Here is a 14,370-nt window from a genome sequence, read left to right as displayed (position 1 = left end):
GAACCGGATCGAGATTATGTTCGGGCGACTGAAGGATTGGCGTCGCGTTGCCACCCGCTACGACAGATCCCCGACGGTATTCCTCTCGGCAATCGCGCTCGCGGCTACTGTCTTGTTCTGGCTTTAAATCAATGAGTCTGGAGCCTGGCACTTCCCACGTTGAACAAACTCCATCTGGCCCCTGAGATTTGAAAGCAGCATTTCTGCGCCCTGCATATCGTAGTGCATCGAATGCGATCCTAAAAGCATCCAATACTGTAGATTTTCCGGCATTGTTTGGGCCTACTAAAACATTTTTGTTTTTGGCAGAAAGGGTGAATTTTGAAAATGTCTTGTAGTCCTGAAATTCAATGGACTTGACTTTGCTCATATTAAAACCGACTCGTCTGAAGAGAACTTTGGAAGCCTGTCTCTCTTACTTGTTCCTGAAAACACTTGGGATGGATACTTCCACGAGTGTTCTTCTTATGCTGATAGGTTACAACCCCAAGTCGTCCGATTGTGCCAAATTTCGCACTTTGAGCTATAACAGGAAGGACAGTTTGCAACGCCGCAAGTAAACTTGGCACGGAACGTCTCCTTTAGGCCGTTCCAGACCGTGAGTTTCCGGTACGGGCAATCCATTCAGGCATAGGCCCCAGCGGAACAGGTCAGGACCCATTGATTTCCGGGTGACTGCGGGATTCACTGTCCGTCTTCAGGGGGTTCATGGAACCAAGGGCGGTCGATCCTCCAATCGCGGGCTTGCCAGCCGTTCACTTGTCGCCGCGTAGCATCGCGACGCTGGTGGACCGACATGCGGACCTTCGGCATATTGGTGAAGTCACTCCAAACCAACCACAATCGTTCGCTCATGGTGCCCAAGCTTCTCCCTCTTCGTGCCGCACCCAAACACAGGGAAACGGTCCCGTCGTTTCTGTCTCGCATGGCGGCGATGAACGGTCTGAGTGCGACTGACTTCGCGTTGGACATGGGATTCTCGCTCAAGAAGATTGTCCACCTGGAAGACGGCGCATTGCGCAGCCTTGGTTCTTGCAGCGGGCTTACTGGAACTCAGCTCGAAGAACTCGTGTCCTGGACCGGACAACGCTCCGGCGATGTTCGGACGACGTTTCGATATGAAGCGTTCGTCTCTCGGGCCGTCAGGAACCCGATCATCCGGGGGTGCCCGGTTTGTCTACGTGAGGACTTGGAGGAAGCTGAAGCCAACCGTGCCCATCCGCTCACTCAAATGACGATGCGTGGGGATTGGCAACTTCGAGAGAATGATCTCTGCATTGAACATTCTCACACATTGGTGCCGCTTTGGGAAAGCAAACCCCTGGTCGGAAGGTACGATCTTTCTTCTCGTTTCCCGGACGTTCTGGAGGACATCCGGGAAGGCAAGTTGGAGCGCCCGCGGGTCAACCCATCGCCATATGATCGTTGGCTGGACGTCCGTCTTCGGACCGGGGATGACGAGACATGGCTCGCTGATCACACTCTCTATGCGGCCACGACGTTCTGCACCCTTCTCGGTGCGGAGCTTCTGCGCCTGGACGAGGGCACCGATCTGGACCAAGGAGCGAGAATGCGGCGCGCACGTACCTTGGGCTTTGGTGTTGCACGTCAGGGTGAGGCAGCGATCAAAGGGGCGTTGGACGATCTGGCCAGCCTTGCAGACAGCGCCAAAGCTGGGCCCAAAAGGGCGTTCGGCCACTTGTTCATAGACTTCAGCGGAGAGCATCTGGAAAAAGATGACTTCACCCCCTTTCGAAAGCTGCTGCGAGACGGCATCGTCCGCAACTGGCCGGTTGCAGCCGGAGAGAGTGTTCTTGGGTTCGTCCAGGATGAAAGGCAACGGCACTCGGTTCTTACCGCTTCGGACGAGACCGGTATCGGCCCATCGCTCCTTGAAAAATTCCTGGTTCATGCTGGCGCGATTGGCGCTGACGACGACCGCCCCATCGCTCGAAAAACCTTTGACGCCAGGGCTTATGCAGATCTGTTGGCAGAGATCCCGACACTGGTCGGGCCTATCGGAATGCAGCGTGCGATGGGCGCAACCAAGGGACAACTTGAGTCACTGGCGAAAGATGGTGTTTTGGCGCCCCGGATTGACAATCCCATGGTCAAGTCGCCTTGGCGGGTATCGGATGGGGTGGCATTGGTTGCCGAACTGCAAGAGATGGCAATTCCAATAGAGTCCTCTGACGAAAGCTGGGAAAGCATTCAGGATGCCAGACATCGGTCCGATTTGGGTGTTGGTACGATTATCGCTGGGGTGCGGGCAGGCCACCTTCGATTGGGTCGGCGCCCGGACCTTGAAGGCTATGCAGCATTTCATGTGGAAAAGGACGAAATCGACCGGATGAAAGCCGAAAGAACAATGGCTGACGGTGGTCCCTTGATCACCGCGGCCGCCTTTGGGCGACTGGTTGGCATACGCACTCAGGGCTGGTTCGAGAAACTTGCAGGTTCCGGTCACACGCCCGCGACACGCAGGCCGCATCCGAAATATGGTGGCGAGTGGGTCTTTGCCTCGGAGAGCGATATCGAAGAGTTTCGCAAACGCTTTTTGACTTCGACGATGATGAAGGACGAGTTTGGACTGAACTCAAGAAAAAAGCTGCAAGCGGCACTGAAGAGATTTGCGCCGAATGGGGAAGACCATGGCCCGCTCTATCTGCGTGAAGATGTCGAAGCGTTCCTGAAGTAGCCTCCGGATGACCATCGGGCCGGAACCAATCTCGTCGATCATCCGAGCTTGCCGCAAAGCCAATGCGCAACCTATTCGATTCGAGCGGTCAGTTGGTATGTTCAAAACTGCACTCTGAACTCATCCTGCGCCGACCCCTGTGCAAGAATGAAATCTCTTGACACCCATTCGCACGAAAAGAGCGCTGTTCGCACTCTTATGCTCAATTGGCACCTGAGCTTGTTGGCTGGGGTGGTAGGATTCGAACCTACGGTACACGGTACCAAAAACCGCTGCCTTACCACTTGGCTACACCCCAACGTGAGCGGCTGAATAAGCCTCTCGGCGCGGCTGTGCAAGACCCGAAATCGCAAAAATGGCGGCTACTCGCGCTTGGCGTCGTCGCTCAGGAGGTCTTCCTCGCCCTGCGCCGCCCGTTCCTCGGCGACGAACTTCTCGAGCGCCTGGTCGGCGCTGGCGGTGACGTTCTCGGGGACGGGTTGTTCCGGGATGCTCCTTGGCGCTTCTGGTCCGGCCGATGGCTTCGTTCCGGGGCCGAGGATGCGGAAGGTTGGTTCGGGCATCGAGATGCCTTCCTGGGTGAGGGCCAGCATGGTCAGACGGATCGCTTCGCCCCGCGCCAGCGCGAAGGAGGTCTCCTGCTGCGCGATCCAGCCTGCCACCTGGAGCGTCACCGTGCTGTCGCCGACCGTTTCGACCCAGGCTTCCGGCGGCGGCTCTCGCAGAACGAAGGGCAGGCCGTTGAGCGTCGCCACAGCCGTGTCGCGCGCGAGCGCGAGGTCGCAGTCGGGCGCGACGCCCAGTTCGAACAGGAACCGGCGCTGGTCGTTCAGCGTGTAGTTGATGATGCGCGCCTTGAAGACCGTTGCGTTGGGGATGCGGATGTGGTTGCCGTCATAGCTCAGCAGGATCGTGGCGCGGCTGGTGAGGCGAATGACCTTGCCGATATCGCCGTCGATCTCGATCGTGTCATTGGGGCGGAACGGTTGACGGATCGACAGCAGGATCGACGCGATGAAGTTCTCGACCGTGTCACGCACGGCGAAGCCTATGGCCAGTCCCGCGATCCCCGCCGCCCCCAGGATCGTGGACAGCAGAGCTGTCGCGCCGAGGATATCGAGCGCGATGACAATGCCTCCCATGACGAAGGCGAGCCGAACGACCTGCCGCATGATATCCGCGATGAAGGGATTGGGCGCCATCCGGTCCCAGGGGTTGCGGCGACTGGCCAACGCATATCCGAGGAAGACCACGAGAGCGAACACCCCGATCGCGATCGTCAGGATCGGTAGGAAGGCGATCGCCTGTGTCGCGCGCGACCGAATGCGGTCGATCGCGGGGTTCAGCCTCTCTACCACGTCCGTCGTCTCGGTCACCTCGTTCTCGATGGCGACGACACCTTGAACGCGGCTGGCAAGGTCGTTCAGGCGGCGTGCACTCTCGCCGTCGAGGGTATGCCCGCGCAGCGTGACGATTCCGGAGGTGACCGAGACCGTGACATCGTCATAGCCGTCGAGTTCCGCAAGTATGCCGCGAATACGGTTCGCGATAGCGGCATCCTGCGTGGCACTGTCTTCGACGTCGATCGTGCCGCTTGGCTGATTGGTCTGCGCCGAAAGGGTCGCGGGCAGCAGGCAGAACAGGCAAATCAGCAGGATGCGCATCGCGGTGGCCTCGGTGGTGGATGGGAGCGAGCCTGACCCATGCCCGCCCGATTGCCAAACGGAAATCGACGCCGGCGTGGTGGCGACGCCGGATCAGCCGGTGTGCAGCAGGATTGCGCCGGCGCGCTGCCCGGCTTCGACGGCGCGATGCGCGGCGGCGCAATCATTCATCGCAAAGACCTTCTCGACCGGGCAGCGCAGCGCATTCTGTGTCAGCGCGTCGGTCAGGCGCGCGATGGTCGCGCGGCGTTGTTGGGACGAGAGGAGATAGATCAGGGCGATCTCGATCGTGACGGCCTTGAAGAGCAGCGGATAGAAGGGCAGCGTCGGGGTCATGTCGAGTGCCGAGCCATAGGCGCAGATGACGCCGTTCTCCGCGATCACGTCGGTGTCGGTCGCGATGTTGGCGCCGAACTCGACCTCGACGATCCGGTCGACGGGGGCGCCGTTATTGGCTGCGAGCACCTGCGCGGCGAGATCGGGATCGGTAAAATCCAGCACCACGTCGGCCCCGGCGTCTCCCGCACGTTCCAATCCCGCCCCTCGGGCGGTCGCGATGACCCGTGCGCCGCCCCATTTCGCCAGTTGCACGGCGAGGTATCCGACCGTCCCGGCGCCGCCCTGGATCAGAAGGGTCTTGCCGGCGACATCGCCGCCGCTGAAAACGGTGAAACAGGCGGTCAAGCCCGGGATTCCGAGGCTTGCGCCGGTTTCAAGGTCGGTTCCGTCCGGTAATCGAACCGCCTGCTCGGCTGGCAGCGTGATCTGGTCTGCCGCGGTGCCGTAGGCGCGCCGCCATTGGCCGTTCCATATCCAGACCCGCTGGCCGAGGCGATCCGGATCGACACCCTCGCCGACGGCGGAGACGGTGCCCGCGCCGTCGCTATGCGGGATCACAACCGGAAACGGCGGCTTGGTCACGCCGGGCCGCGACCCGGCGCGGGCCTTTACGTCCGACGGGTTGATTCCAGAAAACGCGAGGTCCACGGTGACTTCGCCCGGGCCAGGCGGTGGCGTTTCGATGTCCTGAAGGCGCAACACGTCCTGCGCGGATCCGAAGGCGGAATAAGTGACGGCTCGCATGGTCTTGTCTCCGGCGCGTGGGGATTTGACGGTGACATTCGCGTGCGCGACTGGAAACGGCAACCCGAAATCCCGGCGTGGTCCGGGCACGCTCAGGCGCGTTTCACTCGCGGACTTCGTCCGGCATGACGCCCCAGAGGCTGGACTTGGGTGCCCAGCCGCGATGGCCTCCGGCGCTGATGCGGCACCAGTCGAGCGTGCACTCGCCCAGTCGGGCGACGACTCCCAGCTCGAAAGCCGCGTTCACGGGCGAGGAAGGGTCGGGCCGTGCATGAACTTTCAGCATGTCCTTTTCCACGATGACGGTTCGGACGCCCGACAGAAGCGCGTAGTGTACCCATCCGCCGGCACCATCGCGGTCCTGCACCCGGCGCCAGTGCCCGTGTTCGGCCGTCACCTGCAGCGGCATGTCCCGGCGCTTGAATACCCAATCGATGCGATGGGTCAGAGAGGGGCCGCGGCGGACGTTGCCCTCGTTCGCCTTCATCGACACGTAGCGCGGAATCGGCAGGTTGGTCACAGGGCCGCGATCGCTGGCCGCCTGCGCTGCGACAGCGTGCACGCAGACGCACAGCGCTGCGACCCCCGCAACGACATGACGTCGAAAGTAGCCCGTTCCAATCACCGTCCGTATGCCTGCTCGCCGGTTGAAATGCGGTGGTTTTTCCGCCTGAGGTTCTTGTGCCTCGTCGGATCCTGCGCCACCATGCCATGGCGCGATCTGATTTGAAAAGCGGTGGGAGGCCCGGTGTGCCAAGAGAACGTCTGAGTGTTGTCGTTACGCGACGGTTGCCCGATGAGGTCGAAACCCGGCTCAGCGAATTGTTCGACGTCAAGTTGCGTGACAGCGACACGCCTATGACGCGCAGCGAACTGGCCGCCGCCATGCGCGACGCAGATATCCTGGTCCCAACGCTGACCGACGAAATCGATGCGCGGCTGTTGGGACAGGCTGGTGAGCGGCTGAAGCTGATCGCCAATTACGGCGCCGGCGTCGATCACATCGACGTGGCCACCGCACGACAGCGCGGCATCCTCGTCAGCAACACGCCGGGCGTGTTGACCGACGACACCGCCGACATGACCATGGCGTTGCTTCTGGCGGTCACGCGGCGCATCCCCGAAGGTCTTTCGGTGATGCAGAAGGGTGATTGGGAAGGCTGGGCGCCCACCGCGCTGCTGGGTGGCCGCGTCGGCGGGCGGCGGCTCGGCATCCTCGGCATGGGGCGGATCGGGCAGGCGGTGGCTCTGCGCGCGCGCGCTTTCGGGATGCAGGTGCATTACCACAACCGCAAGCGTCTTCGCCCCGAGATCGAGGAGCGGTTCGAGGCGACCTACTGGGACAGCCTCGACCAGATGGTCGCCCGTATGGACGTGCTGTCGGTCAACTGTCCCTCGACGCCCAGCACGTTCCACCTGATGAACGCGCGGCGACTGAAGTTGATGAAACCCAGCGCCGTCATCGTCAACACGTCGCGCGGAGAGGTGATCGACGAAAACGCGCTGACCCGGATGCTGCGGGCGAACGAGCTGGCCGGAGCCGGGCTCGATGTCTATGAACACGGTGTCAACGTGAACCCGCGCCTGCGCGAACTGCCCAACGTGGTCCTTCTGCCTCACATGGGTTCGGCCACGCTCGAGGGGCGGATCGAGATGGGCGAGAAGGTCATCATCAACATCAAGACATTCGAGGATGGTCACCGGCCGCCGGATCAGGTCGTTCCCTCGATGCTTTGAGACGCGCCCGGCTGCCATGGCACGCCGTCCGACACCCCGCCACAGGAGCGATGCGATGAAACTGATACCGAGCCTTGCTTGTCTGTTCCTCGCCACGTCGCTCGCCGCGCAGCAGGCGGCGGATTCGGTTGCGCCTGAAGCCGCGGCCGCCGGAGGGTTCGAGGGTTTTTCGTCCGAAATCTCGGCAGCGCTTGCGGCCAAGGCGAACGGGGTGCCCGTGTCTTCGGATACTTGGATGATCGCCGCAGCCAACCCATTGGCCGTTGCGGCGGGGGCGGATGTTTTGCGCGCGGGCGGCAGTGCTGCTGATGCGATGGTTGCCGTTCAGGCCGTTCTGGGCCTTGTCGAGCCGCAATCCTCGGGCCTTGGCGGTGGCGCGTTCCTGGTCTGGTATGACGCGGAGGAGGGCCGGATGACCACGCTCGATGGGCGCGAGACGGCGCCTCTGGCGGCCACGCCACGCCTGTTTCAAGACGAGACGGGCGAACCGCTCGGCTTTTTCGATGCGGTGGTCGGCGGAAGATCCGTTGGCACGCCCGGCACGCCCGCCCTGATGGAAGAGGCGCATCGCAGGTGGGGCCGCGCGCCTTGGCCGTCCCTGTTCGAAGCCGCCATCGAACATGCCGAAACCGGTTTCTCCGTGTCGCCACGCCTTGCCGCGTTGGTCCAAGGCGATGCGGAACGCCTGTCGCGCTTCACCGCAACGGCAGAGTATTTCCTTCCTGGCGGCACTCCCATTGCGGCTGGCGATACACTGGTCAACCCGGACTATGCCGACACCCTGCGCCACCTCGCCATCAGCGGGGCAAAGGGCTTCTATACCGGCCCGGTCGCCGCGGATATCGTGCGCACCGTGCAGAACGCACCGGGCAATCCGGGTGTCCTGTCGGAGATCGATCTGTCTATCTATTCGGTCAAGGAACGGGAACCTGTCTGCGCTCCCTATCGGGCTTTCGAGATTTGCGGCATGGGGCCGCCGTCCTCGGGTGCGCTGACGGTCGGTCAGATCCTCGGCCTCGTCGCGCCGCACGATCTCGCTTCTCTGGGGCCTGCGAACGCGGAAAGCTGGCGGCTCATTGGCGATGCCTCACGGCTCGCCTTCGCCGACCGGGGCCGCTACATGGCGGACAGTGATTTCGTCCCCGTGCCGACGGAAGGGCTGATCGACCCGGCTTATCTCGCGGAACGGGCTAAGCTTCTCGATGGCGATGACGCGTTGCCCGAAGTCGCGCCGGGAAGCCCGGAGTTCGACCATGCGCAGAACTGGGCCGACGACATCTCGCTCGAATTGCCGTCGACTTCGCATATCTCGATCGTGGACCGGTACGGAAATGTCCTGTCGATGACCACGACGATCGAGAACGGCTTCGGCTCACGCCTCATGGTGCGCGGCTTCCTTCTCAACAACGAGTTGACGGATTTCTCGTTCCGCAGCCACACAGACGGCGTGCCCATCGCCAACCGGCTCGAGCCCGGCAAGCGGCCGCGCTCGTCGATGGCGCCGACGATCGTGATGCGCGATGGCGCGCCGGTTCTGGCCATCGGCTCGCCCGGCGGCAGCAGGATCATAGGATACGTCGCCAAGTCGATCATCGCCTGGGCGGATTGGGGCATGGACGTCCAGCAGGCGCTGGCGCTGCCGCATGCGGTCAACCGGTTCGGCACCTATGACCTCGAGGCCGGCACCGATGCGGCCGCGTTGCAGCCGGCACTCGAGGCGATGGGCTATGAGGTGAGCCTGCGCGACCTGACATCCGGCCTGCATGCGATCGAGATCGGGAATGGTCTGCGGGGCGGGGCCGACCCCCGCCGCGAAGGCATCGCCCTCGGGGAATGAAACAGGCCCGATCGCCGGGTCGTTCTGGGAGGAAGACACATGGTGCAGGCCACCGCATTGCCGCGCAACGAGGCCGGCATCGAAACGACGATGGGCATCCTGAAACAACAATTCGGTGAGCGGTTCCAGACCGGCAAGTCGATCCGCGAGCAGCACGGTCACACGACCACCTGGATCGAAAACCAGCCACCGGACGCCGTGGTGTTTCCTCATACCAGCCAAGAGGTCGCCGATATCGTCAAGGTCTGCGCCACCCACAAGGTGCCGATCATTGCCTTCGGCGTCGGCACCTCGCTCGAGGGCCATGTGAACGCGCCGGCGGGTGGCATCTCGGTCGATATGAGCCAGATGAACCAGATCCTCGCGGTCTATCCCGAGGACTTGAATTGCGTCGTGCAGCCCGGCGTGACGCGCGAACAGCTGAACACGCACCTGCGCGACATGGGCCTGTTCTTTCCGATCGATCCGGGCGCCAACGCGACCATCGGTGGCATGACGGCCACGCGCGCTTCGGGCACCAACGCGGTGCGCTATGGCACGATGAAGGACAACGTGATCGCGCTCGAGGCGGTGATGGCGGATGGCCGGATCATCAAGACCGCGCAACGGGCCAAGAAATCATCCGCGGGCTATGATCTGACACGGCTCCTGGTCGGCTCGGAAGGCACGCTGGCGATGATCACCGGTATCACCCTGCGGCTTCAGGGCATTCCCGAGGCGATGGCCTCGGCGCGCTGTTCCTTTCCGACCGTCGACGCCGCCTGCCAAGCGGTGATGGCGACGATCCAGTATGGCGTGCCGGTGGCCCGGATGGAGCTGCTCGATACGGCTTCGGTCGCCGCGGTGAACGCCTATTCCAAGCTCGATCTGCCGGAATCCCCACTGCTACTGCTCGAATTCCATGGCTCCGAGGCCAGCGTTGCGGAACAATCCGCCACCTTCGGCGAGATAGCCGAGGAGGTCGGCGGAACCGGCTTCGAATGGACGACCAACGCGGAAGAGCGCACCCGACTCTGGAAGGCGCGACACGACTATTACTGGGCGACGATGCAGATCAGTCCCGGAAAGGCCGGCATCGCCACTGATGTCTGCGTGCCGATCTCGCGCCTTGCCGAATGCGTCGCGCGCAACAATGACATGATCGAGGAGCTGGGTCTCGTCGGCCTCGTTGTCGGTCACGTGGGGGATGGAAACTTTCACACCACGATCCTTGTCGACATGGCCGACAAGGACGAAGTTTCCCGTGCCGAGGAGTTCGTCGGCCGACTGAACGACCTTGCCATCAGCATGGACGGCACCTGCACCGGCGAGCACGGGATAGGGCAGGGCAAGCGGCCCTATCTGAAGCGTGAACTCGGCGCCGCGACCGATGTCATGGCGTCGATCAAGGCGGCCCTGGACCCGGACGGGATCTTCAATCCCGGCAAGATCCTGTCGACCTGAGGATTGCGCTGCGCCGGTTTCGGCGCGGCGAAACCGGCCTATTCACCAATCATGAAGCAGGTGATGTTGCGCGCCTTCAGGCGGCGGCAGGCCAGGTCGGCAGTCTCGCGCGTCATGCCCACGAAGTTCGCGTCAAAGCCTTGCGGCGACTGGCGGACCTTGCGCAGCGATCCGTCCAGTGTCGACATCTCGGCCAGGGCCGTGCGCAGCAGGGCCTTTTCTGCCTGGTAGCGGCTGCCGAACCGGCCGACATTGATGCCCCAGTGCTGCCCGCCGGAGGTCGAGACGCGTGTCACGATTTCCTGCTCGACCGGTTCGATGATATCTGCCGAGGAGGTCGATGCCAGGACCAGTTCGGAGGGGCGCGCCGCGGGGCGTGGCGCCGAGTCGATTGCAGCAGCGGGCTCGACGCCCTCGGTGGCCGCGACGATTGCGGCGGCGACACCGGCCTGCAGCTTGGCTTCGTCCGCCTGCGCGGTGCTGGCCACGCTGGCGACCTGAATCTGAGTGCGGGCGATGCGGGCTTTCGGGCGCAGGCTCTTCTGAACCGAACCGACGAGGCGGATCGTCTTGCCGCTGGCACCGGGTGTCGCACCGACATTGCCCGCGTATTCGGGCCGCTCTGGCTTGCGCAGCGGGGCGCGCGATGGCGCACGACGGAAGCCGAGGTCGAGAAGTTCGGCCACCTTGGCGTTGCGCGAGGCGGTGGACTTGCCTCCGAACACGGTCGCGATGACGCGTTCGTTGCCACGTTCGGCCGAAGCGACAAGATTGAAGCCGGCGGCGCGGGTGTATCCGGTCTTGATCCCGTCAGCGCCCCTGTAGGAATCCAGCAGCCGGCGGTTCGTATGCGCGACCCGCTTGATGCCCGCATCGGCCGTCTTGCGCGAGAACAGGTTGTAGTATTGCGGGTAGTCGTAGATCACGTGACGCCCGAGGATCGTCATGTCGCGCGCGGTCGAAAGATGCCCGCTTTCGGTCAGACCATGGGCATTCTTGAAGGTGGTCCGTGTCATGCCCATCTGCTTGGCGGTCCAGTTCATGCGCTTGGCAAAGGCCGCTTCGGAGCCGCTGATCGCCTCGCCGATGGCGGTGGCTGCGTCGTTGGCCGACTTGACGGCCGCGGCCCGCAGGAGATAGCGGAACGCGATCTCCTGTCCGGGCCTGAGGCCCAGCTTGGAGGGCGGCTCGGACGCCGCGTGCTTGGAGATGCGCACCTTGGTGTCAAGCTTGATCTCGCCGTTGCGGACCGCTTCGAACGCGATGTAGAGCGTCATCATCTTGGTCAGCGAAGCGGGATGCAGGCGCGTGTCGGCGTTCTGAGAGTGGAGCACCTCCCCGCTGCGCGCGTCGATGACATGAGCTGCATAGGGTGCCGCATTCAGCGTTGCCGGAGCAATTGCCGCGACCCAGGTTGCAAGGAAAAGGAATAGCCCCAATCGGGCCGGACTGCTGCGCCGAACCTGCACGATATCTGCCTCTTTCTGCCTCTGGCCGCCGGTTGTCCGGCTGACACGTTATTGAAATAAAGTTAGCATGGATGCCGAACAAAAGAAACCTTTGTTTTGCAATCTGTTACATGATGATCACGATATAATTTGACTAGATATGGGGGGGGGCGACCGCCGTGATCGCAACACTGGCGATTGCTTAACGGTCCGTAAACATCAGCGTGGGGGCTGACCGTCATTTTTGAGCAGGTATCACCGCCCCTCAGCCGACCTGTGCGATCAGCCAAGCCAACCCGCCCAGATCGTCGAGCACACGGTAGCGCGGCGCGCTAACGGGTGTTTCGGCATGTTCGAGATCCCACGCGAGGTCATGCGGCACGTGCACACCCCAACCGCCGGCCTCGATCATCGGCACCACGTCCGAGCGCATCGAGTTGCCTACCATCATCCCGTGCCCCGGGCCGTCGCCGTGACGAGCGAAAATCTCTGCATAGCGCGCAGGGGTCTTCTCGGAGACGATCTCGACGCCGTCGAACAGGTCCCCCAGGCCGGATTGCGCCAGTTTCCGTTCCTGATCCAGAAGGTCGCCCTTGGTGATCAGTACTACGCGGTGCGACGCCGCGACGGATTCGACCGCCTCGCGGGCGTGGGGCAGCAATTCGATCGGATGGGCGAGCATCTCGCGCCCCGCGTCAAGAAGGCGTTCGATCACCTCGGCCGGCACGTTCCGGTCAGTCACTTCGATCGCGGTTTCGATCATCGACAGCACGAAGCCCTTGATGCCGTATCCATAGCGTCCGATGTTGCGTTTCTCGGCGGCCAGCAAGCGTTCGGCCAGGTGGTCCGGCTCGGCGTGATCTGCAAGGAGCGCGGTGAACCGGGCCTGGGTGTCCTGGAAGAACCGTTCGTTATGCCAGAGGGTGTCATCCGCATCGAAGCCGACAATGGTAACGCCTGTCATCGGGGCCGCCCTGGTTGCATTGGATCGCGGGCTCTTTTCGAATCCCGCAGGAAGGTTATATAAGCCATGAACGCCTCGACACACCAGCCAACCGGAACAATCCGTTCGATGCCGCATATGCCCTTGATCATGTCCAGCACCCCGGGAGACGGCGATGATACGTCGATCCTGGTCGAGACACGACCCAAGACGAAGCGTCCACCGCTCTACAAGGTTCTGCTGCTGAACGACGACTACACACCGATGGAGTTTGTCGTGCATGTGCTGGAACGCTTCTTTGGACTGAACCACGCACAAGCCTTCGAGATCATGCTGACCGTGCACAAGAAGGGGGTCGCCGTGGTCGGTGTCTTCAGCCACGAGATCGCCGAAACCAAGGTCGGGCAGGTCATGGATTTCGCCCGCCGCCATCAGCACCCGTTGCAGTGCACGATGGAAAAGGAAGACTAGGCCCGCCATGTCGGCCCGATTGCGGATTGCACTGGAGGCCGGCGGTCTGAGCCTGCCCGAGACGGGCACGATCTCGGTCTTGCGACCGGCGGCCGAGATGGACCTGTCGGACCTGCCGCGTGATCGGCTCGAGATCGTTCAACCGGTCAAACCCGATTTCGACCATTTCAAGAATACCGGTTATGAAAGCGTCGCCGCCAGCGACACCCCCGTGGCAATGACCCTCGTTTGCTTGCCGCGTGCCAAGGCGCTGGCGCAGGCGCTGATCGCCGAGGCCTGCAGCCGCAGCGACGGGTTGGTCGCGGTGGACGGTAGCAAGACGGATGGTGTCGACAGCCTGTTGAAGGCCTGCCTCGCGCGGGTCGCGGTGTCGGGGCCGATTTCCAAGGCGCATGGCAAGCTCTTCTGGTTCAGCGCCACCGATACGTTCAACGACTGGTGTGCGCCCGCCGAGCAGATGGTCGACGGCTTCGTGACCGCGCCCGGTGTGTTTTCCGCAGATGGGCCCGATCCGGCTTCGGTGGCGCTGCTTGCCGCCTTGCCGAGGCTCGCGGGCCATGTCGTCGACCTGGGGGCCGGCTGGGGCTTTCTGTCGGCGGGTCTCCTCCAACAGGACGGAATAAAAATACTGGACCTGGTGGAGGCTGATGCCACCGCCTTGGAGTGTGCCCGCCAAAACGTGCGCGATCCGCGCACCCAGTTTCACTGGGCCGACGCGACGACCTGGACGCCTGCGACCCCAGTAGATGCCGTGGTGATGAACCCGCCTTTTCATACCGGCCGAGCGGCGGACCCGTCGCTGGGCCGCAGCTTCATCGATGCGGCAGCGCGGGTGCTTGCGCCCAGCGGGCAACTCTGGATGGTGGCGAACCGGCACCTGCCCTACGAGGCCACGCTCACGGACCGGTTTGCTTCGGTCGAGGAAATCGCCGGCGATACGAAGTTCAAGGTGTTGCGGGCGCAGCGACCGATCCGCGCCAGGAAATCCGCGGTCCCGCGCCGCACCAGACGCTGACCGCGTCCACGCAAGACACAAGGAGACCTCC

General features: G+C 62.8%; 12 protein-coding genes, 1 tRNA gene and 1 pseudogene. 7 read left to right on the top strand and 7 right to left on the bottom strand.

From position 1 onward, the window contains the following. On the top strand, positions 1-127 hold a 127-nt coding region (locus tag JF290_RS13225), incomplete at its 5' end, for a transposase (protein ID WP_199025134.1). Between the two features lie 108 nt (positions 128-235). Here the strand turns inward: JF290_RS13225 and JF290_RS19565 are convergent. Further along, positions 236-370, bottom strand: a pseudogene (locus JF290_RS19565) (AAA family ATPase); the annotation flags it as partial. A 426-nt stretch (positions 371-796) separates the two neighbouring features. On the opposite strand from JF290_RS19565, the gene JF290_RS13220 reads away from it, so the two are divergent. After that, entirely contained in the window at positions 797-2,698 is a 1,902-nt protein-coding gene (locus tag JF290_RS13220; protein WP_199025359.1) for a TniQ family protein, read from the top strand. A gap of 223 nt (positions 2,699-2,921) precedes the next feature. Here JF290_RS13220 and JF290_RS13215 read toward each other — a convergent pair. The 4 genes from JF290_RS13215 to JF290_RS13200 form a co-directional block, all read right to left on the bottom strand. Further along, positions 2,922-2,996 (bottom strand) — tRNA-Gln (locus JF290_RS13215). Between the two features lie 64 nt (positions 2,997-3,060). Then, the gene (locus JF290_RS13210; protein ID WP_199025358.1) at positions 3,061-4,362 is read right to left on the bottom strand and encodes a mechanosensitive ion channel family protein; all 1,302 of its coding nucleotides are present in this window, start codon (positions 4,360-4,362) and stop codon (positions 3,061-3,063) included. Positions 4,363-4,455: 93 nt separating this feature from the next. Continuing rightward, positions 4,456-5,445 carry an NADPH:quinone reductase gene (locus JF290_RS13205; protein WP_199025357.1) on the bottom strand — a complete coding sequence of 330 codons (990 nt, stop codon included), beginning with the start codon at positions 5,443-5,445 and terminating at the stop codon, positions 4,456-4,458. Between the two features lie 103 nt (positions 5,446-5,548). Further along, positions 5,549-6,007, bottom strand: a complete 459-nt coding sequence (locus JF290_RS13200; RefSeq protein WP_328701253.1) for an SH3 domain-containing protein — start codon at positions 6,005-6,007, stop codon at positions 5,549-5,551. A 188-nt stretch (positions 6,008-6,195) separates the two neighbouring features. Between JF290_RS13200 and JF290_RS13195 the strand changes: the two genes are divergently transcribed. From JF290_RS13195 to JF290_RS13185, 3 genes are read left to right on the top strand one after another with little or no spacing between them, the layout of a single operon-like run. Further along, the gene (locus tag JF290_RS13195; RefSeq protein WP_199025356.1) at positions 6,196-7,182 is read left to right on the top strand and encodes a 2-hydroxyacid dehydrogenase; all 987 of its coding nucleotides are present in this window, start codon (positions 6,196-6,198) and stop codon (positions 7,180-7,182) included. Between the two features lie 55 nt (positions 7,183-7,237). Further along, positions 7,238-9,019 carry a gamma-glutamyltransferase gene (ggt, locus tag JF290_RS13190; RefSeq protein ID WP_199025355.1) on the top strand — a complete coding sequence of 594 codons (1,782 nt, stop codon included), beginning with the start codon at positions 7,238-7,240 and terminating at the stop codon, positions 9,017-9,019. A gap of 39 nt (positions 9,020-9,058) precedes the next feature. After that, positions 9,059-10,462, top strand: a complete 1,404-nt coding sequence (locus tag JF290_RS13185; protein ID WP_199025354.1) for an FAD-binding oxidoreductase — start codon at positions 9,059-9,061, stop codon at positions 10,460-10,462. A 38-nt stretch (positions 10,463-10,500) separates the two neighbouring features. On the opposite strand, the gene JF290_RS13180 is transcribed toward JF290_RS13185, so the two are convergent. Further along, on the bottom strand, positions 10,501-11,931 hold the full coding sequence (locus JF290_RS13180; RefSeq protein ID WP_199025353.1) for a D-alanyl-D-alanine carboxypeptidase family protein: 1,431 nt from the start codon (positions 11,929-11,931) through the stop codon (positions 10,501-10,503). A gap of 244 nt (positions 11,932-12,175) precedes the next feature. Further along, on the bottom strand, positions 12,176-12,874 hold the full coding sequence (locus JF290_RS13175) for an HAD family hydrolase (RefSeq protein ID WP_199025352.1): 699 nt from the start codon (positions 12,872-12,874) through the stop codon (positions 12,176-12,178). Positions 12,875-12,982: 108 nt separating this feature from the next. Here JF290_RS13175 and clpS point away from each other — a divergent pair, with 108 nt between their 5' ends. Both clpS and JF290_RS13165 read left to right on the top strand, forming a co-directional pair. Beyond that, positions 12,983-13,324: an ATP-dependent Clp protease adapter ClpS gene (gene clpS, locus JF290_RS13170; protein ID WP_199025366.1), complete on the top strand. Its 342-nt coding sequence runs from the start codon at positions 12,983-12,985 to the stop codon at positions 13,322-13,324. 7 nt (positions 13,325-13,331) lie between these two features. Beyond that, complete coding sequence (locus tag JF290_RS13165) at positions 13,332-14,339, top strand: class I SAM-dependent methyltransferase (protein ID WP_199025351.1); 1,008 nt, start codon at positions 13,332-13,334, stop codon at positions 14,337-14,339. The last annotated feature ends 31 nt before the right edge of the window (positions 14,340-14,370 follow it).

Source organism: Sedimentitalea arenosa, from assembly GCF_016428585.1.
In the GTDB taxonomy this organism is placed as follows: domain Bacteria; phylum Pseudomonadota; class Alphaproteobacteria; order Rhodobacterales; family Rhodobacteraceae; genus Sedimentitalea; species Sedimentitalea arenosa.
Note: the sequence above shows the minus strand (reverse complement) of the source record. Positions and strands in the feature narration are given on the sequence as shown.